The organism is Nocardia sp. NBC_00881 (genome assembly GCF_045207455.1).
Lineage (GTDB): Bacteria > Actinomycetota > Actinomycetes > Mycobacteriales > Mycobacteriaceae > Nocardia.
In genome coordinates this window covers 836,703-854,892 of sequence record NZ_CP108798.1, presented here as the reverse complement: position 1 = coordinate 854,892, position 18,190 = coordinate 836,703, and the positions used below count along the sequence as shown (strand labels likewise).

At 66.3% G+C, this 18,190-nt stretch carries 17 protein-coding genes and 1 pseudogene; 5 read left to right on the top strand and 13 right to left on the bottom strand.

The features are described from left to right. Positions 1-404 precede the first annotated feature (404 nt). Positions 405-1,652 carry an MFS transporter gene (locus OH799_RS03390; RefSeq protein WP_406275569.1) on the bottom strand — a complete coding sequence of 416 codons (1,248 nt, stop codon included), beginning with the start codon at positions 1,650-1,652 and terminating at the stop codon, positions 405-407. Positions 1,653-1,773: 121 nt separating this feature from the next. Here OH799_RS03390 and OH799_RS03385 point away from each other — a divergent pair, with 121 nt between their 5' ends. Next, entirely contained in the window at positions 1,774-2,742 is a 969-nt protein-coding gene (locus tag OH799_RS03385) for a LysR family transcriptional regulator (protein WP_406275566.1), read from the top strand. 96 nt (positions 2,743-2,838) lie between these two features. Here the strand turns inward: OH799_RS03385 and OH799_RS03380 are convergent, their stop codons facing one another. Continuing rightward, complete coding sequence (locus OH799_RS03380; protein ID WP_406275563.1) at positions 2,839-6,375, bottom strand: CHAT domain-containing protein; 3,537 nt, start codon at positions 6,373-6,375, stop codon at positions 2,839-2,841. A 65-nt stretch (positions 6,376-6,440) separates the two neighbouring features. Here OH799_RS03380 and OH799_RS03375 point away from each other — a divergent pair, with 65 nt between their 5' ends. Further along, positions 6,441-6,797, top strand: coding sequence for a hypothetical protein (locus OH799_RS03375; protein WP_406275561.1), 357 nt, complete (start codon positions 6,441-6,443; stop codon positions 6,795-6,797). Continuing rightward, positions 6,794-7,669 carry a hypothetical protein gene (locus OH799_RS03370; RefSeq protein WP_406275558.1) on the top strand — a complete coding sequence of 292 codons (876 nt, stop codon included), beginning with the start codon at positions 6,794-6,796 and terminating at the stop codon, positions 7,667-7,669. Before OH799_RS03375 ends, OH799_RS03370 begins: the two co-directional genes overlap by 4 nt. Positions 7,670-7,921: 252 nt before the next feature. Here OH799_RS03370 and OH799_RS03365 read toward each other — a convergent pair whose 3' ends face one another. From OH799_RS03365 to OH799_RS03345, 5 genes are all read right to left on the bottom strand, one after another. Next, entirely contained in the window at positions 7,922-11,365 is a 3,444-nt protein-coding gene (locus OH799_RS03365; protein WP_406275555.1) for a protein kinase domain-containing protein, read from the bottom strand. A 324-nt stretch (positions 11,366-11,689) separates the two neighbouring features. Then, positions 11,690-11,995, bottom strand: a complete 306-nt coding sequence (locus OH799_RS03360; protein ID WP_357270947.1) for a hypothetical protein — start codon at positions 11,993-11,995, stop codon at positions 11,690-11,692. Beyond that, entirely contained in the window at positions 11,950-12,426 is a 477-nt protein-coding gene (locus OH799_RS03355) for a hypothetical protein (RefSeq protein ID WP_406275551.1), read from the bottom strand. Before OH799_RS03355 ends, OH799_RS03360 begins: the two co-directional genes overlap by 46 nt. Positions 12,427-12,428: 2 nt before the next feature. Next, complete coding sequence (locus tag OH799_RS03350) at positions 12,429-12,578, bottom strand: hypothetical protein (protein ID WP_406275548.1); 150 nt, start codon at positions 12,576-12,578, stop codon at positions 12,429-12,431. Between the two features lie 182 nt (positions 12,579-12,760). After that, on the bottom strand, positions 12,761-12,919 hold the full coding sequence (locus OH799_RS03345; RefSeq protein ID WP_406275546.1) for a hypothetical protein: 159 nt from the start codon (positions 12,917-12,919) through the stop codon (positions 12,761-12,763). A gap of 169 nt (positions 12,920-13,088) precedes the next feature. On the opposite strand from OH799_RS03345, the gene OH799_RS03340 reads away from it, so the two are divergent. Next, entirely contained in the window at positions 13,089-13,259 is a 171-nt protein-coding gene (locus tag OH799_RS03340) for a hypothetical protein (protein WP_406275543.1), read from the top strand. A gap of 548 nt (positions 13,260-13,807) precedes the next feature. Here OH799_RS03340 and OH799_RS03335 read toward each other — a convergent pair. From OH799_RS03335 to OH799_RS03310, 6 genes and pseudogenes are all read right to left on the bottom strand, one after another. Next, complete coding sequence (locus tag OH799_RS03335) at positions 13,808-14,068, bottom strand: hypothetical protein (RefSeq protein WP_406275540.1); 261 nt, start codon at positions 14,066-14,068, stop codon at positions 13,808-13,810. A gap of 43 nt (positions 14,069-14,111) precedes the next feature. After that, positions 14,112-14,303 carry a hypothetical protein gene (locus OH799_RS03330; protein ID WP_406275537.1) on the bottom strand — a complete coding sequence of 64 codons (192 nt, stop codon included), beginning with the start codon at positions 14,301-14,303 and terminating at the stop codon, positions 14,112-14,114. Beyond that, on the bottom strand, positions 14,276-14,626 hold the full coding sequence (locus OH799_RS03325; protein ID WP_406275534.1) for a hypothetical protein: 351 nt from the start codon (positions 14,624-14,626) through the stop codon (positions 14,276-14,278). Before OH799_RS03325 ends, OH799_RS03330 begins: the two co-directional genes overlap by 28 nt. A gap of 277 nt (positions 14,627-14,903) precedes the next feature. Then, positions 14,904-15,209, bottom strand: a complete 306-nt coding sequence (locus OH799_RS03320) for a hypothetical protein (RefSeq protein ID WP_406275532.1) — start codon at positions 15,207-15,209, stop codon at positions 14,904-14,906. A gap of 528 nt (positions 15,210-15,737) precedes the next feature. After that, positions 15,738-16,328 carry a C40 family peptidase gene (locus OH799_RS03315; RefSeq protein WP_406275529.1) on the bottom strand — a complete coding sequence of 197 codons (591 nt, stop codon included), beginning with the start codon at positions 16,326-16,328 and terminating at the stop codon, positions 15,738-15,740. A 454-nt stretch (positions 16,329-16,782) separates the two neighbouring features. Next, a pseudogene (locus OH799_RS03310) lies at positions 16,783-16,932 on the bottom strand (catalase); the annotation flags it as partial. 79 nt (positions 16,933-17,011) lie between these two features. Between OH799_RS03310 and OH799_RS03305 the strand changes: the two are divergent. Continuing rightward, positions 17,012-18,064, top strand: a complete 1,053-nt coding sequence (locus OH799_RS03305) for a fused (3R)-hydroxyacyl-ACP dehydratase subunits HadA/HadB (protein ID WP_406275526.1) — start codon at positions 17,012-17,014, stop codon at positions 18,062-18,064. Positions 18,065-18,190: the final 126 nt, after the last annotated feature.

The window sequence follows — 18,190 nt, the reverse complement described above, 5'->3', positions numbered from 1 at the left end:
ATCGTTCACCGGAAGATGGAAAGGATTTCCTTGTTGTTCTCGGCAACCACATCCACTGCTCCGCGTCGGATATTTGCCCGCGTGGCCATCGCAGGCACAATCGCTGCTGTTCCTCTGACAGCATCCACGATTCCGGCCTCAGCCGATCCGGCGACACCCGCAGCCGTCGGCACCGAAATCAGCCACGAGCGTTGGGCGGACCGTCCCAGCTTCCAGGACATCGACCGTGACCGCGGACGCGGTGATGATCGGGGATGGGACAATGACCGCGGGCGTGGTAATGATCCGCTGTGGCGAATGTTCCGCAATCTCATACCGGGTGGGCTGTTCGGTAGCAGCTGAGCGGGATTCACGCAACGCAGCGGCCCACACCCGTCTCGCTGTCGGGCCGCTGTCGCTTTTCTTCATGCAGCCCGGACATCTTCGGCCGACGCGGCGGGCTCAGGGTCGGACAAGTGGGTCCGTTTGGGCAGCAGGAGCGGGGTGGCGAGCAGGAGAATGCCAGACATGGTGATCGCGGCGAGCGGGCTGGTGAGTGTGGCGAGGATGCCCCAGATCACCATCAGGGCAGATTGTAGGAGTTTGCTGCTGACACTCCATGTAGTGAGGACTCGGGCGGCATGATCCGCGGGAACTCGTTGCAGGCGTTCTGTTGCGTAGATCGGATTGAAGATGCCCATGCAGGTGATCAGCAGGCCCTCGACGATGATCACGGTGAGGAGTCCGGGAATGCCGGGATGGATGAACGCGAGACCGAGTGGGAAGAGCGATCGCAGCCAGCCGGAGATGATCATGACCCGGTGCCGGCCGTAGCGGGTCACGAGGCGTGCGGAGAGGCGGGCGCCCACGAAGCCGCCGAGCGCCGGGATGCCGAAGGCAAGACCGTATTGCCAGGCCGGGAAGTGATACTGGCCAAGCAGGAGGACGGACAGGAGCGGAACAGTGGCCATGATCAGGCCGCTGACCAGGATTGAGTTGAGGAAAAGGCGACGCAGAGCGCGGTCGCGGAGGATGAACCGCCAGCCGCCGAGGAGGTCGGCTCCGCGTAACCTGGCGGCCGGGTCACGGAGTGCTGCGACGTCGCCTCCACGGATGCGGAGGACCCCGAGCGCGGACAGCAGGTAGCTGAGGGCGTCGGCCATGACAGTGATGACCGGACCGAGCAACCCGATGAGCGCGCCACCGAGCGGCGGGCCTGCCGCGGTCGCCACCCAGCTCGTGCCCTCGAATTTTCCGTTCGCGACAAGGAGGTGCTCGCTACGGATGAGATACTTCAGATATGCGCCGGAGGCGGCGGTGAAGGCGATGCTCGCCGTCCCGGAGATGACCGAGACGACCAGCAGTTGGCCGTAGGACAGCAACCCGAGGACGTACGCGATCGGAACACTTGCCATCGCGACGAACCGGATCAGGTCCATCGCGATCATCACCGGACGCTTGGCTCGGTGCTCGATCCACGGCCCGAGCGGGAACGCAACAATCGCCGCGACGGCAAGCCCAGCCGCCTCCAGAAGGGAAATGGCGAATGCCGGCGAGTGCAGCACTCGAACCGCGATCAGCGGGAACGCTCCGAAAGCAATCCACGTGCCGTATGTACTGACGGCGTAGGCCGACCACAGCCAACCGAAGCTGCGCCCCAACTGCACGTGCATGCGACTCCTTCGCGACAACCGATGTTCGGGTCTCTGAATCACATCAGCCGCACCGGCGCAGGATCAAACAACCGACTCCCCGGCAAGCCACAACAATCAGTTGGGTACGTAAGCTAGATCAATGGATACCGAGGCGGTGCGATCGTTCGTCCGCGCGGCCGAGCTCGGACAGCTGCAACACGCGGCCGACGAGCTCGGCGTGACGCAACAGGCCGTGTCGAAGCGGATCGCAACCCTCGAGCGCGTACTCGACATCCGGTTGTTCACCCGTACCGCGCGAGGGGTCGAGCTGACACTCGACGGCCAGGCGTTTCTTCCTCACGCACGAAACATCATCACGGGAGTCGATCGCGCCATCACCGCGGTCAGGCCAGGATCGCGGGCCCTTCGGATCGACGTTCTCGGCCTGCGATCCGCGCAGGCCGTCGTCCTGCACGACTATTGGCGGTCGCATCCCGAAACCGACCTCGATGTGGTGACCCTCAGGGTCAACGACCCGCGCGTGGCGGTCGCCGCCGTCCAAGCAGGCGATATCGACGCCTCATTCCGCACGGTCACCGACCTGGCCACGCTGCCGCGGGACGTGCAAATGATCCACGCCTTCGACTCCCCGCTGGAACTGCTCGTCGGCCCGAGACATCCGCTCGCTTCCGCACGAACACTGACACCACCTCAGCTGCGCAAGCACCGGATCTGGGTACCGGGTATCGCCCCGCGAAGCGAATGGGCAGAGTTCTACGATCAGCTCGCCACCGAATTCGACCTCCGTGTCGACGCCGCGGGCCCGAACTTCGGCAACGAGGTACTCCTCGATATCCTCGCGGACTCCGCAGACGTGGCCACCCTCGTAGGCGCGCGCGACCGGTACATCTGGCCGACGAACTACGACCTACGCCGCATCCCGATCGTGAATCCGACGCTCGCATACCCGCTCTCGCTCATCCTCCCCAGAACGAATCCACACCCAGGACTCCGGGCAATCATCACCCACTTCGGAAGCCTGACACCGCTCACTGAGACAGCCTGGCTCCCTTCCTGGGCCACGACACCACACCGCAGCGACGGAGATATCGAACACACCCGACGCTAACGGTCGCTTCCACTCCGACAGTTCCCGTCCGATACGGACCCCGACCTTCGAGAGCGGGGCTGCTGGTGATCGAGGCGTTCCACCACCACGAGTAGCTCAATCGCCGACGTGCACGTGGGCGGCCCACCTGGTCGGCACGGCTGGATAGGCGTTACGCATGCGGCGCATCGTTTCGGTGAGCGCGGTGGCCGCCTCGGCCGTGTCGGCAGGCCGGGTGCCGTGCGCAGTGAGCGCCGCGTAGACCGCCTCGGCGGTCTCGGTGCTGTCCGCGGTGTGCCACAGCGTGCCGATGACGCCACGGAAGCCCGCGAGGTGGAAAGCCGACGCCAGGTTCAGCGGCTCATCCAGCAGTACCGGGTCGGGGCCCGCGGTGTCGCACGCGGACAGGAACGCGAGTTGTGCCTGCGTGGTGCGCAGGTCGCGCACGAATGAGGGCACGAACATCCCGTCGCTGAGCATCAGTCCGCCTTGGTCGGGGTGCTTTGCCGAGCTGACCGCCTGGCCGTGGCAGGCGAAGTGGGCGATCGCGTGCTCGTGCAGGCCTTGCTTGATGGCCTCCGGATCGGCGGCGGAGTCGATGAGCACAGTGGAGCCTGGCAGCAGCCCCGCCACCGCCTCGGCCTCGGCGCGGGCGCTCGGCAGCACGGGCACGCCTCGACGCTCGCCGACACCGACGATGAGCGCGGTGTGGCGGGCGTGGTGCGGCCGAGGCGTGGTCAACGTGTCGGCGAGCGCGGTCAGCGACGGCGTGTACGAGGAGACGACCCGGTCGAACACGGTCTGCCCCGCGCCGTCGCGGTGCCTGCCCGCCGCGTGCAGTGGCAGCTGGGCCGTGATTCCGATCGGGCACCACCACAGCCGCGTCGTCGTGACGTGGTCCAGCACCGGCCCGGCCGTGGTGTCCCACAGCCATTCCAGTACGGCGTGCACGTCCAGCTGGGCCTGCTCGCGCCGTTCGAACGAGCACGCCGGGTCCTTCACGTCGGCGAGCGCCGCTCGCAGCCGCCTGACCTGGGCGCGGGCGGTGGTCTCGGTCATCTGCCGTAGCGGCACAGCCTCGACGGGCTGCCAGTAGTCGGCGGGCACCACCAGCGCGGTGCCCGCGGCGCTGACGACCACCGCGGTATGCCCGGCCGTGCGCGTGCGCAGGACTTCGAGGTTCGGCGGCGCCAGCAGATCCTCGAACCCCGGCACCGCCCGCGCCTCGGCGAGCAGTCGGTCCCGCCGCACCGCGAGCCGCCGGATCTGTTCGACGGCCTGTGGTCGCGGGTCCCAGTCTCGGGTGGAGGTCCGGCCGTCGAACTCCACCTCGATGTGAAACGTCACGTCGGCGTACGCGTCGGCCTCAGCGAGCTCGCGCTCGACCTCACTGAGCTCCTCGGCCAGCTGCGGCCGTATCTCACGCAGTCGCGCCCAGCCTCGGCGGATACCCCACGCGTCGCCGAACAGTACGCCGCGGCACCGTTCGATTAGCTCCAGCGCCCGGTCGAGCTGGCAAGACCGCACTCCCGCGTCCGCCACCCGGTCGGCGAGGCCGTCCAGCTGCCGCACGGCCTCCAGCCTGCGGTACCGCGACAGGGCCCGGCTGACCGTGGCGGGAATGGCGGCAATCACGCGTTCCTGCGCGTCCAGCCATGTCGCCGGGTCCGCCTCGGCGAGCATCGCGGCCTGGGCCTGTTCGCAAAACATCTGGTACTGCGCGCTGGTGGCCGGGTGTGCGGAGACCGCCCGGTAGTGGGTGATCGCGAGCTGGCGGAGCTGGTCGGCACGCGGCCCGCCGAACCTGGCGAGCTCACGGGCCGAGCGCGCGAGTGCGATCGCCCGCAACGGCCACCAGTGGTGGGCCTGCGGTGTCTGATTGACGGCTTTCTCCGCGAGCTCGAGCGAGTCGTCCAGCGCGTCGAGGTCGCCGCACTGCCGGTATCGGTGGTACAGCACGTCGGCGATGGTGCTCTCGATCCGCGGAACGTCGGGGTGATCGGGAGCCACTAGCGCGAGTGCGGCCCGATAGGCACGTTCGGCCTCGCGGAACGGTTCCGCGTCCGTCACCTTCGTGGTGACCGCTTGGGTCTGCACGGCGCCGGCGTAGTTGTAGAGCATGCCGACCCGGCGTACGTCGTCCGCCGGGATGGTGGCCACGGCAGCCGCACCTGCGTCGACGGCTTTGGTGAACAAGCCGTGGTCACCGGCCTCGGCCGCCTTCTCGGCCGCCATGGACAGCGTCGACCAGCGCAACGGAAGATTCGAGTCGCCGGGTGGGGTCAGCGCGACGGCTTCCTCCGCGATGGTGACGGCCTCTTGGCCCGCGGCGGGGTTGCCGCCGACTTGGAACTGCATGATCAGCGCGGACGCGAGTGTGGAGAGCCGGAGTGCGCGCTGGCCATGGTCTGCGGGCGGCAGGTCCAGCGCGGCGCGGGCGGCATCAACCGCCTGCTTCGCCTCGTCGTGGGAGCCGGTCCGCATGGCGGCGGTCGTCGCGGAGTTGGCGAGTGCCTCCAGCAGTTCCGCCCGGCCTGCGTCGTCCGGTGATGTGGTGAGCAGCGCTTCGGTCACCGTGTCGTAGGCGAGCGCAATCGCGTCGGTGTCGCCGCCGATCTCCCAGAGGTCGTTGTGCGCGTGGTGGAGGTCCAGCAGCGCGTCCAGCCTGCCGTCGTGGTCCAGCGGCAGCCCGATGGCGAGCACCCACGCCTGGTCACGTCGCTGCATGAGCACATCAAGCGTGACCGACTGCTGCTGCAGGCTCCGGACCAGGTCGTACTGCGCCTGGAGAACGCGGGGATCGCGATGGCAGGTCAGCAGGAACCGCGCAATTTCGGGACCGATCCGGCCGCTTACCTCTTGCTCGAGCTGCCGGAGCGCGGGCACCGTAGCCGTGTTGCCGTAGTCCCGCTCCAACGCGTCGGCGAGGTCACGGCATGCGACCAGCGCACCCATCAGGTGGATGGGCGTCCGAGCGCCCGCGTAGAGATCGGACTGGTACTGGGCGAGCTCCAGCACGACGTCGCGCCACACCGGGCGTTCCCGCAGCGCCAGCTGGGCAGCGGCCCGGTAGTCGGCGAGGATCTTCCCCGGCCGCCTGCCTGCGTTCACTTGTGCTCGGGCGCGGTCGACCAGCCTGCGGGCGCGTTGCGGATCGTCGCGGGGTGTGCGGGCGATCGTCCAGTTCAGCCCGTTGAGGACGATCTCGCGGTAGATATCCGTACCGTCGTGCTCGTCGAGCATGAGCAGCAACTTGGCATGGTCGGCGGTGAGCGCGGCCTTCATTCGCTCGTCGTCCAGCACGTTCATCAACGCCGTGTAGGCGTTCGCGAACAGCGCCAGCGACTCTCGGTCCTGGTATTCCTGGAACTCGTCGCGTGCCTCGTCCAGCGCCCGGTACTGCGGCATGGCGGTGACGCGCGAGACCGCGGGATCACCCGGCCTGCCCGCGATGGCGGCCGAGATCTCCCGGTCGACCAGGCCGGTGAACCCACTCTGCGCTTGGAACCGGTGCCAGTGCGCTTGGGCGAGGTGGAGCAGCAGGTGCCGAGGGCACTGCTGCGGCGGCGGCAGACTTGCGGCGAGCAGTGCGCCGACGTCGCCGGTGTACTCGAAGTTCTCAACCACCAACTGGACGTCGTCGTACACTCGCACCCCCCAATCCCTTTCGGTCCACGGTAGCGTTATCTGGATCGCGGAGAAGGAGGTTCGCAGTCGGTATGGCACCAACGACCGGTCCTCGGGTCGAAGTCCTGTGCGAGCTGGCGGGAGAGGCGCTGACCGAACGCGCTTCTCGCTACGGCGTCGCGGACGTGCTGGCCAGAATCGTCGCGGCGGCCGAGCGAGGCGACGTGTCCGAAGCAGACCTCGACCTGCTCGACAACGCCTTCGCCCGGCACGGTATCGACAACCTGACACGGGCGCACCGCGGCTTCGAGCCGTGGAAGGGAGCGCGGGGCGTCGTGGTCACCGCGTGGGTGTGCCCCACGGGTGCGTGCACGCGTGCCGCGACCGACGAACGTCCGTTCTGCCGGCTCACCGGGCAGCCGTGCCGCGTAACCAGGATCGACCTGTGAACGCGTTTCTCACCGAGCTCGGCAAGAACCTGGCTACCCGCTGGGCTTCCGCGCTCGCGCTGCCCGCAGCGGTTTTCGTAGCCGTCGTCGTTGTGGCGGTCATGCTCGGGCCTTCTCACGCACTCGATTTCAACCTGTTACGGACGAGACTGACAGCGGCGTCGACCGGGCCCGCGCTGGTGTCGGCCGCGGCGACGTTCCTCGCCGCGACCGCCGTGGTGGGGTTGGTGGTGACCGCGCTCGGCGGCGTCGTGATCGCCGCATGGGGAGCGACAGGCACGGGTGCCGGCAGGCCGTTCGTCGTGCTGCGCCACCACCGTTGGCGGCGGGCAGCGGCGAAGGCGGACGCCGCGGTCAAGGCAGTGCTGGCCGACCGATCGGACCTTCGCGCCAAGAGCAAAGCGCGTCGGGCCGTGCTGCGGCGCGACGCGATCTCCGAGATCGAACCGGCATGCCCAACGTGGGCGGGCGACCGGCTGCGGACCGTGGACGACCGCGTCAGCCGTGGCACGGGACTCGACCTGACCACGACGTGGCCGCGGCTGTGGCTTGTGCTGCCCGAGGCTGCGCGGACCGAGGTGACGATGGTCCAGGAACGGTGTGCCTCCGCCGCCCGCACCTCGGTATGGGGCTTGGCCTATCTGGCAGTCGGTGTGTACTGGTGGCCAGCGCTCGTGCCGGGCGTATGCGCATTGCTGATGTCACCCCGTCGGATCCGCCGTGCGGTGGGGGTATACGCGGACCTCGTGGAGGCTTCGGTCGACCTGCACGCCCGGGACGTTGCCAACCAGCTCGGGTTCGAGCTGACGGGCAGGTTGACACCGGCGATCGGCGAGCAGTTGACCGAGGTGCTGCGGAAACGGCCTAGGTAGCTGGTGTCGGCCCAGCTCTCCGGTAATCCCGGCAGGCTGCAAGATAAAACATTGCCGCTGGTCATGGGCACGATCACTGACTTACCAGAGCGTGAGTAGCCCGTCCTTGCACCACGAAGCAACGCCGTGACCAGCACGAACACAACACGGCCTTACGACCGCATGACGAGGCCAGTATCAATGGCCATCTGTAGGTCGTCAGCGCCGAACGAGCCGGAGAAGCGGTCCGGTCGCCGGGATTGTGCCGGAGCGTCAGTGTCTGTCGAAATAGGGCTCCGCCAGGGCTTCTCGGAGAAAGGACCGCGGTAGTCCGGGTGCCGACGTCGGGTCCATATCGAGGGCAGCCAGTATCCGATGCATCGGCCAGCCCTCGTCGGCTGCGAATCGGGTCAATCCGTGCTCAGCACACCGCGTGAGCGCCGGGACGGCAAGGGCGATCGCCTCGTCCGGTCGTCCGGACGCGGAAAGGGTTGCTGCCCAGAGGAGTTCGGCTGACGTCAACGCGCGGGGGCGGTCGAAGGTGGCGATTTCGCGCACCAAGCGTTCGGCGCGCGTGCACGCTTGCTCGGCTGCTACGTGCGAGTGGTGATCGAGCAACAGCCGAATCGCCGTGTCCTGCTGGAGTTCCGCTGTGAGTCTGTGTAGCCCGTCCGGCTGATGGAGGTCGAGTGACAGCTGGATGAGCTCGTCATGGTCATCCTGATCGATCGGTAGTCCGATGCGCACGCGTTCGTTCACGATGCGGGCGGCCAGCCGGGGCAGGGAGAGGTTGGCCGCGATCTTGGCTCCCTCCGCCAGCCGCGCCTCCGCCGCGTCCCGGTCGCCGCGCAGCGCCTTCACCCGGGCCCCGATTCCGTAGGTGGCGTTCATGAATTCGACGAGGGCGCCTTCGGGGCCGAGCGCGGCGCTGTCGTCGAGCAGTTCCTCGGCGCCGACGAGGTCGCCGCGGTGGTATTGCAGCGCGCCGAGCAGTGCGGATGCCAGCGTAGCCCCGTGGGTACGGTTTCCGATCGTCCGTGCCATTGCGAGTGCCGTCCGCAGGTCGGATTCGGCCGCCGCGATATCGAGCTGTTCGTAGGCCGCTATCGCGCCCATGCAGTATCCGTAGACGACGGCGAATGGCCCGTTGCATTTCGGGCGATACGGTGCGACCCAGTGTTGCCAACGGCGAGCCTCGTCGAAATCGAAGCGGTTCAGCGCGCATGTGGACCCGGTGCTTGCGGCGACCATGGCGAAGAAGGGATCGAGCTGTCCTTCCGCCCCCTCCACATGCAAAAGCTGCTCGATCACCTCCGGCAGGCGACCGTAGTTATCGGTGAAGTTGCCTGCCCCAGTGCGGATCAAGGATGCCTCCACCCGCATGGCGGCGGCGGCCTCGTCCGGTACACCAGCATCCAGCACCGCATCGACCAGATCCAGTGCGGTGCGGGCCGCCAACGGCCGTTGTAGTGCGACGGTAGCCCAGGCCACCAAGAGCTGTACCCGTGGATTGGTCGTCGCGTACGCCGACGGCAGTTTCGCGACGAGGCCGAGCACGGTCGCCATCTTGGCCTGTTCCAGTAGTTCCCGCCCGTGTTCTTCGATAATCCCGACCGCGCCGGTAACCTCGTTGGCTGCCAAGGCGTGATCGACGGCCTCGTTGAGCATCTTGTGATCGGCGAACCATTTCGAAGCGGTCTGGTGCAGCCGTCGGAGCCGGTCGGGGTTGTGCCGGGTGAGCCGGTGCCGCAATATATCTGCGAAGAGCCGATGATAGCGGAACCATGTGGACTCATCATCGAGTCGATGCAGAAACAACTCCAGATGCTCGGCTTCCTCCAGCATTTCCTGCCCGTAACCCACCCCCGCGAGCGCATCGGCGAGGTCGCCGCAGACGGTCTCGGTCACCGAGGTCGCCAGCAGGAAGTCGAGTAGGGCGGGGTCTAGCGTGTCCAGGATGTTCGATTCGACGTATTCGCTGATGGCGTAGTTGTGCCCGGACAGTTGCCCGATACATTCGGCGGGATTGTCCTTGCCGCGCAGCGACAGTGACGCGAGTTGCAGTGCGGCCGCCCAGCCCTCGGTCGATTCCTGCAGGCCGGCGACGTCGCTCGCGGCCAACTCCAGTAGATTGATGTCGACCAGGAAGGAATTGGTTTCTGCTTGGTTGAATCGCAGGTCGTTGGAGTCGATTTCGACAAGCTCGTCACATACCCGCATCCGGCTGATCGGGAGCCCGGCGAGGCTTCGGCTGGCAACGACGATGCGCAGGTGGTGGCAGGCATTGTCGAGCAGGAATTCCATCGTCGCGATGGCTGCGCGGTTGGTCACCCGATGCCAGTCGTCGATCACTATCGCGAATGTCTCTCCACTGGAATGGATTTCGTTGATCAGCGCGGTGACGACGTAGCGGGTGGCATCGGTGGCTCGTTCCTCGAGAATCTGATCCAGTTCGGCGCCGAGCGAAGGTCGTGCGCGGCGGACCGCCTCGACCAGGTGCGCCAGAAACCAGACGGCGTTGTTGTCATCGGCATCGATGGTGAGCCAGGCGACCTGGGTCTGATCGGCTGCCATCGTCTTCGCCCACTGGGCGGCCAACGTGCTCTTTCCGAAACCAGCCGGCGCATGAACCACCGTCAACCGGCGCTGCTTGCCCTTCCGCAGGATCTGCAGCAGCCGGGGCCGGTCCACGAGTGCCCGCGGCGGTGTCGGCGGGCGGAACTTCGTCAGCGCCGTCGGCGGAGGTGCGGCCTGGCGCACCGCGCTCGCGCGTGACGGAACATCCGGCAGTGCCGGATACCCGGACTGCCTCGGAGGGCCGGGGCCGGTGGCCGGAGCCCAGCTGCCCAGCACGTCCCGCAACTGGCGTTGGTAGGCGGCAGCGGATTCCGGGCGCGCCCGAGGGTCGCGTGCCATAGCTGTCTCGACCGCGGCGACAGCCTCGGCGGGAATCCCAGTTCCGCGCAGGTCCGGGATCGGTTCGGTCATCACACGCAGGAATTGCGCGATGACGCGTTCGTTGGTCCGGCGCTCGAAGGCCGCATGCCCGGTCAGCAGGCAGAACAGCGTCGCACCGAGACTGTAGATGTCCGAGGCCGGGTTGGGTGGTTCACCATCGAGAACCTCGGGTGCGGTGAATGCCGGGGTGCCGGTGATTCGCCCGGCCGCGGTCTCGAAGCCACCACTGATGCGGGCGATGCCGAAGTCGGCCAGCTGCGGTTCATCGTAATCGGAAACCAGGATGTTGGCGGGCTTCACATCGCGGTGAACGGTCCGGGCGGCATGCGCGGCTGCCAGGGCTCCGGCGATGCGTTCCCCGATCGACAGTACTTCGCCCCACGGGATCGGCCCCTTCGAGCGCAGCCGGCTTTCCAGTGATCCCCGAGAGAGGAAGGGCATGACGATATAGGGTCGGCCGGTAGCCGTGATGTCGGCCTGCAGGATCTGCACGACGTTGGGATGCCCATACAGACGTCCCAGCGCGTGCTGCTCGCGGACGAAGCGCTGTCGGTCTTCACCAGCGAATTCTGATGTGAGGACCTTGATCGCAACGGCGCGGTCCAATGATCGCTCGGTGCAGCGGTACACGACGCCGAATCCGCCCCGTCCGATCTCCTCGGCGTCGAAGAATCCGGCCGCGGCCAGTTCCGCGGCCAGTTCAGCCGCGAGATCGACCTGCAGGTCACGCTGGGTTGTGGCGGGTTCGGATGCCGACATGACACGCGCCCTCGGTCACCATGCCGGATCCGCGTCATTCGGCGCTGCCGACCGTGGCCGAAAGACGACTCCATCCGCGTTGTGAAGGTAGGTAACCATTCGATCACCTCATGAAGCAGAAACCTTGACTACTTCTGATCATAGACGATCGCTATGGCGTCCGAGGTTTGTGTCGCGGCCGATGTGAGGTAGTCCGGCGGTGGTAGTGAGCACCCGAGTTCACACCCTGCTACCGCATCCGGCAGCAGAGCTCGACTCGGCTGCCTCAGCGCGGCAGCGATGAGGAAGGAAGAAATGAATTCATTGAAGACCCACTTCGATGGCTTACAACCACAGCTCGGGAGGATCGTCGATTTCGAGCCCCGCCCGCCGGGCGATGATCACCATTTTCTTATCCCATTCGCGGTGCATGCGTAGCGCTTGGCGCAGTTCACCGAGCTGTTCGGCCATCAGCTGTGTCTGCGCGATTGCGGTGTCACTCAGCGTCTTTGCGGCGTCCGCCTTTGTCTTCGTCATGCTGGCGTCGAGATTCTTGCGGCTGAACCACGTCGTCGCGATGGAAGAAACGACCGAGGAGCTGGCGATCAGCACGAACGCCGCGAAGATCGGCGACTGCGAGATGCTGTCCATGCTGCCTCCTCTTGCATCGACGCGCGTAAGTGCTTGACGTCATTCCATACCTGCTGGCGCTTCCAGAGAAATGCGACGCCGAGCCCGATGACCAACGGGCCGCCGAGCACTGTAGCGGGCGACAGAGCATGACGCTGGATCTGCAGCAGCAGTACCTGCGCGCCGTATGCCACCAGCGACCAGCCCGTCGCCATCAAGCCGATCTGCTCGACGAGGTAGCCCCACACCCAGCGTGAGAGCACCCCACCGAGTGTGAAGACGCAACCCGCCGTCATCAACACCAGCCATACCATCCGGAACCCGGGGGGCAGTGACGCGGCCGTCGACCCCGGCGGTGCCCCGTGGAAGAACTGAAGCACCGCAGAGACCCCGAACACCACGCATAACACCACCTCGAAGGGGTCATAGTGCACCACTCCCAAACGTTGCATGATCACTGTCCCTTCCCGACCGACGTCACCTTGCCGCGGGCCAGCTCGACAGCCCGAAGCCCGAGCAAAACCGCGACGGCAGCGAGGATGTATTGCGACAAGGCCCAGGTGCGTACCGGCTCGCTTTCCAGGTCAGAGAGCAGCTTGTCCATAGTTCTCCCCTCGTCGGCCCTGCGGATCGCGCAGGCGCATATCGGGGCCGTCGACAGAGTCCATCTCAGTGTCGGGCGTGGTCGCGAATAGACGCGACCTTGTCGAACCGCTGGTATGCGCGGGTGTCCCAGGAGCTTCGCAACTCGGAGGCCAGCGGCTCGTTCTCGTACGCCGGGCGGTTTCAGCGGTCTCTGATCGCGCAGCGCACCCAGTAGGCATCCCGACCGTCGAGCCGATAGATCGCACTGCCCAGGAAACCCGGTACCAGACCGCCGGGGAGATCGGTGTAGTCGGTGATCGGATGCCCCGAAGCGCCTGCATCCCAGCCGGTGTCGTCCAATTCATCGTCAGCGGCTCGGCACCGACCGTCGCGTCCGGGCGGGTTTCGCTGAAATACCCGATCACACCGGTGTATCCGACATTTTTGATCGCCGGCGGGTCGATGAGCCGGGGTGAAAAGTCGATGAGCTCAGCCATGATTACTTCACTCCTCCGAGATATTCGCGAACATGGCCGTCGGTGCGAAGGTTCGCGTCGAGCTGCTTCTCGTCTCAGCCGACGAGGCGGGCCGTCCGCAGGGCGAAGTCCTCGACAAGATCGCGGTGGCGGCCTCCGATATCTTCGGACATCTGGTGAGTGACGGCACCGCAAGACATCTGTCAGCCGTCCACTCCCGGTAACCAATCAGCGCGCGGATCAGCGACGCGACAGCACAACCCGATTCGCGAGGGCGGCCCGGCTGGAGGCGTCGATACTGTCAGCCGGCATCTGCCGCTCACCCCCCTTCGTGTGATTGCTCGTCGACGCATGAATTGCGCCGACAACCATTAGAAACCCGCCACACCGGGTTCGTCAATCAGTTGCGCAAGTATTCGATTCGCGCGACGCGGAAGCGGAATGACCGACCATCGCACCCGAAGGCCGGGCAGACGATGCCTGCACCGCACTCGATCGACTTCGCCCCGGCAAGCACCCAGCCACCTTGTGCGGCGCGAGGTGATCGCTCCCCGAACTCGCTGATACCGCAGCTGGTCATCGAAAACACCGACGCCGCAGCGGTATTGGTCGCCGAACCGACCAAGATTGCGGCTCTTTCCGATCGGCGACTCCGCCAATAGAATCCGACCGGCTCATGGCCCTGAGCACCGACGCATCCGGTCACGAGAGCTCGAATCGGTGGCTGCAGGGTTCACAGTAAATCGAGGAGGACCGCGACACCCGCGACCGGTCAGCGGAAGTCGGTCGCGTGGTCTTTCGTCCACTGCCCGAACGTGTGCGCGGGGCGACCGGTGACCTCCTCGATGATCGTCGACACCTGCGGTGGTGCGGCTGTTCCGGGCTTCCATCCGGCCAGGACGGCCTCGACGTCGATCGACGGCATGGTCTCGCTCAATTCCGCACGTGCCTGTTCGACGGAGATCACCTCGAAAGCGATCTCGCGGCCGATGGCCGCACCGATGTGCCGCAGGGTCAGTGACTCGGGGCCCATACGGCGTAGGCGTGGCCGTGGTGACCCGGCTCGGTCAGAGCGGTCACCGCGACCGCTGCGAGGTCCACTCGTGGACGGGTGCGGTCCGCGCGTCGGCATATGGCACACGGACGACGCCCTCGGCGCGGATGGACTTCTGCCACCACAACAGTGCGTTCGTGGCGAACATGCCGGGCCGAATGAATGTCCACTCCAGACCGGACGCCTCTATGGCGGACTCGACGACGGCATGCATCCGGGCAATCGGGTTGCGCTTGGGTTTCCCTGCAAGACGGCCCCGGACGACAGGAATACCACGTGCCGTACCACGGCGCTCTCGGCCGCCGCCACGAAACCGTCGATCCCGTCGGGCTTGGCGTCGAGGAACACGCGCTCCGCGCCTTCGAGTGCGGCGGGCAGCGTTTCGGGGCGTTCCAGATCGGCCGGGACGACGTGGCCGCTCGGGGGAAGCCGGCCGTGTGGGGTTCTCCGCTCGTCAGACGGGCCTGCTCGCCCCTTGCGATCAGGCCCGCCGCGACGACCGACATTGCCTCTGGCTCCGAAAACGACTGTGACCATGACGGCAGCGTAGGCCGCGAGATTACTATCGGTCGCGAGATTACTATCGGTAAGGACATTCCTTTGGGGCTCTGCCATTTCTGCTGGGCACCATGAATAGAGGCGCCAGAAGCGCCATTGAATCGGGCCATGCCCACCGAAGTTTCGATGCCAGCCGGCGGAGGCTATGAGCCTCGTTACGACACGCGATCACCGGTAGTAGCACACCAGCAGCGAAGAGTTGTCGACTGTGGTCGCGGCCGCCCGGGCGTGAGCACACCGGCTGGTCGCCGAGGGGTTATGAGGCGAACCCCCCGCCGGTAACGTAACCCATGGGGCCCATGCAGTAAGCGGAGACCGGTCCAGGGGCAAAGAACGTCCCGCTCACTACTCCGGTTGCTCCCGGAGTATTCATGCCGAAGCCCCAGCCGGGACCGAGGACCAAACAGTTGTAGCCCGCCACGCCGGCGGTATCGCTGAGGATTCCGTCGATAGGCGCCCCGAGCGGCCCGGGATTCACAACCGGTACGGCTGATGCTTGACCGGCCCCTACGACGAGGAGCGCCGCGGCCGCCAGGGCCGAGCCGAGTGCTGCTTTGACCATTGCCTTACCTTCTTTCACGATTCTCGCGTCTGCGTCCAGCGAGCCAAGGAAACGTTGTGAGTGTGTCTGGCCGATGCACAGCGCCGCGTAGTGCGGCGCTATGGCAATCTCTTTGCGCCAGCCAATCATGCTGACCACCAGCGCAATCGCCGACTAGACAGCATACAGTTACCACACAGCATACATTGGCCGCCACACTGCCCCCAGCTTTTCGCGGTCCAGAATTCGATTTCGAGCGGCGAATCGTCGTATCGAGTTCGCCTGCGTCGGTTGGCTTCTGCACCGGGAGCGACGCGGGTGGATCACGAACCGCCGACAACTCGGCACACACCGTGGCCGAGGCTCGTTCGACGACGACGAACGGTCGATGCTGCCGCAAGCCGATCGAGACGCCGGGGAAGCTCAACGATCCTCGGCGACGGCGAAAGCCGTCTCGCGGTACGCGCCGTAGCGGGCGGTGCAATCGGGCCGCTGGCCGGCTTGGAGGATCCCGGCTCGACAACCGTGGGCGCACCGCCCGCCGCTTGGTCAGAATCGGCGCGCTCCGGCATACGGCATCGATGAGATCGGCGCGAATTTCACACCGGTCCCATAGGTTGCGGCGTGGATGACGTTGCCATCTCCCGCATAGAGGGCGGAGTGGCTGCCGCCGTAGAAGGACACGACATCGCCCGGTCGTAGATCGTCCTGCGACGCAGGGCTGCCCGCAGCGAGCTGCTCGTAGCTGGTCCGCGGCAGTTCCTGGCCAGCCTGCCGGTAGGACCACTGCACCAGTCCGGAGCAGTCGAAGGCAGACGGCCCCGCCGCGCCGCCCACGTAGGGCGCGCCCAGTTTGGTCAGGGCGGCGTCGACGGCACGCTCACCCAAGGACTTCTCCGGAGCCGGGGGCGCGGGTGGCGTGAATCCTGGAATACTCGGAAAAACGAGAAAACCGGGTAAGGGAATTTCCTCGGCGCTCTCCGAGCTGCCCGCACCCGGGAACGGCTGGGCGACTGCAGGTGCGGCAGCTTCGATCACTCCGACGGCCGCAAGGGCAACAGCCCCCGTGGCGAGAGCGAGTGTGCGGCATGAAGTGCGTTGCGAGCGTTGATCAGGTCGAACATCGGCGCTGAACGCCATGATGCGGTCCTCCGATCTACGTCGGCAGGCCCGGTGAGACGCATCCGGTATCGCAGGACTTCACCAAGCCTCGAATGAATTCGAAACACCACGGTGTTGTCAATCCAGCGGATCCGAAGAGTCATATTTCAGCACAATCTCTAATTCGCAAAGCCGGACACACCGGAATTCGATAACAAAACGATAACTGGAAACTTTCCATGGTCACACGCATATTCGGAAAGGAAAACGCGATGTTGTCGACCAGCCGCTGGCGCGCCACGTCGTCGAGGACCTCGCGGACCATCGATACGCCAGCCCGCCGACGGGCGGAAACCGCAGGAGCGGCGTGCGGGCCGCCCTTCGAGTTCGGCACGCACACCGGGCCGCCAGGGTTTTGCGGTGGCGCATCGCGCCATCCTTGGCGCACGCCCGCACGACCGCACGACCGCACGACCGCACGGTGGGCGCGTGCGCCGAACGCTCCGCCGCCCTTGGCGTGCGGTGACGTTCGGGCACCCGCTCCCGGTTGAGGTCGTCATCTTCTCGATCAAAGGGGCGTAGTCGAGCAGAATCGGGCCGTCGAACCGACCGTCAACGAGCGCTCGTCGCTGGGGAGCGGGATACCCGCGTGGTGAAGCCGCGAAACGGCGTGCGATGCGGGCTGACCGGAAAATCGCGGTCCATTGGGTAGATTCCCCGCGATGTCCAGTAACCGTTCGACGTCCGGTGAGACCGAAGTGATCGATCCCGCAGTGCTTACGTCTTCGATACTCGGGCGGCGGTACCGCACCTGCGATTACTACGAGGTCGGGCGCGAGAAGATTCGCGAGTACGCCAGTGCGGTGCGAAACTACCACCCCGCGCATTGGTCAGAGGACGTAGCGGCCGGCTTCGGCTACGACAGTCTGCTGGCGCCACCGACCTTCGGCTCCGTGCCCGGCTATCTGGCCTATGCCGAGGTGTTCGACATAATCCTGCCCGGTTACGAACTGGGCAACATGATCCAGACCGATCTGATGATCGAGTTCCACCGCCCGCTGCTGGCCGGTGATCGAGTCGGCTTCGAGATGTGCCTCGACTCGTTCCGCCCAGCGTTCGGCGGCGACCTCATCGGACTGCGCCAGACCATAGTCGACCAGAACGATCGGCCTGTCCTCACTTCCCGGACCAGCCTGTTCGGCCGCGCCAACGGCGCACTCCCCCGCTCGGTCGATGCGATCGTGATGCACGGCGCACACCCGGACGCGCGGAAGTCACACCGGACGCCGCCGCGGTACGTCGGTACTCAGACCTCCGAGCCGGTGCGCCCCGTGCCCGCGGCTACAGCACCCGCGCACGCGCTGTCCTTCGACGCGGTGGCCATCGGCGACGAGTTGCCCCCGCGCACGCTCGCGCTCAGCCGTGGCGACCTGGTCAACTATGCCGGCGTCGCAGGCGATGCGAACCCGATCCACTGGAGTGCCGAGATCGCCACGCAGATGGGGCTCGATACCGTTGTCGCCCAGGGCATGCTGACGATCGGGCTCAGTGTGGACTTCTTCACCTCGTGGCTCGGCGACCCCGGTGCGGTGCGGGCCTACAACGTGCGGCTGACCAGCCCGGTTCATGTCACCGAGACCGGTGGGCGAATCGAGTTCCGCGGCCGGGTGAAAGACCTGGATCCGGACACGCGGACCGCTACGGTGGCGATCACCGCCGAGCACGACGGACGCAAAATCTTCGGCCGCGCGACGGCCGAGGTCGCCCTCGCCTGATCGCACGCCCCTATCGCGCACCACCGCTCCGCGGATTCGTGGCCGCCCGGCGACGGCGGGATCGACGTTCTGGTGATCGGCGAGGTGTCATGGGTGCGGACTCGGTGTGTTTGGTCCGGAGGAGTC

What these genes read in the sequence shown, in the direction of transcription:
- OH799_RS03350 (WP_406275548.1), bottom strand. Translation starts at nt 12,578, where the DNA reads ATGGACAAGCTGCTCTCTGACCTGGAAAGCGAGCCGGTACGCACCTGG.
- OH799_RS03360 (WP_357270947.1), bottom strand. Translation starts at nt 11,995, where the DNA reads ATGGACAGCATCTCGCAGTCGCCGATCTTCGCGGCGTTCGTGCTGATC.
- OH799_RS03365 (WP_406275555.1), bottom strand. Translation starts at nt 11,365, where the DNA reads ATGTCGGCATCCGAACCCGCCACAACCCAGCGTGACCTGCAGGTCGAT.
- OH799_RS03355 (WP_406275551.1), bottom strand. Translation starts at nt 12,426, where the DNA reads ATGCAACGTTTGGGAGTGGTGCACTATGACCCCTTCGAGGTGGTGTTA.
- OH799_RS03305 (WP_406275526.1), top strand. Translation starts at nt 17,012, where the DNA reads ATGTCCAGTAACCGTTCGACGTCCGGTGAGACCGAAGTGATCGATCCC.
- OH799_RS03315 (WP_406275529.1), bottom strand. Translation starts at nt 16,328, where the DNA reads ATGGCGTTCAGCGCCGATGTTCGACCTGATCAACGCTCGCAACGCACT.
- OH799_RS03330 (WP_406275537.1), bottom strand. Translation starts at nt 14,303, where the DNA reads ATGCATGCCGTCGTCGAGTCCGCCATAGAGGCGTCCGGTCTGGAGTGG.
- OH799_RS03390 (WP_406275569.1), bottom strand. Translation starts at nt 1,652, where the DNA reads ATGCACGTGCAGTTGGGGCGCAGCTTCGGTTGGCTGTGGTCGGCCTAC.
- OH799_RS03385 (WP_406275566.1), top strand. Translation starts at nt 1,774, where the DNA reads ATGGATACCGAGGCGGTGCGATCGTTCGTCCGCGCGGCCGAGCTCGGA.
- OH799_RS03320 (WP_406275532.1), bottom strand. Translation starts at nt 15,209, where the DNA reads ATGGTCAAAGCAGCACTCGGCTCGGCCCTGGCGGCCGCGGCGCTCCTC.
- OH799_RS03325 (WP_406275534.1), bottom strand. Translation starts at nt 14,626, where the DNA reads ATGGTCACAGTCGTTTTCGGAGCCAGAGGCAATGTCGGTCGTCGCGGC.
- OH799_RS03340 (WP_406275543.1), top strand. Translation starts at nt 13,089, where the DNA reads ATGGCCGTCGGTGCGAAGGTTCGCGTCGAGCTGCTTCTCGTCTCAGCC.
- OH799_RS03375 (WP_406275561.1), top strand. Translation starts at nt 6,441, where the DNA reads ATGGCACCAACGACCGGTCCTCGGGTCGAAGTCCTGTGCGAGCTGGCG.
- OH799_RS03335 (WP_406275540.1), bottom strand. Translation starts at nt 14,068, where the DNA reads ATGGGCCCCGAGTCACTGACCCTGCGGCACATCGGTGCGGCCATCGGC.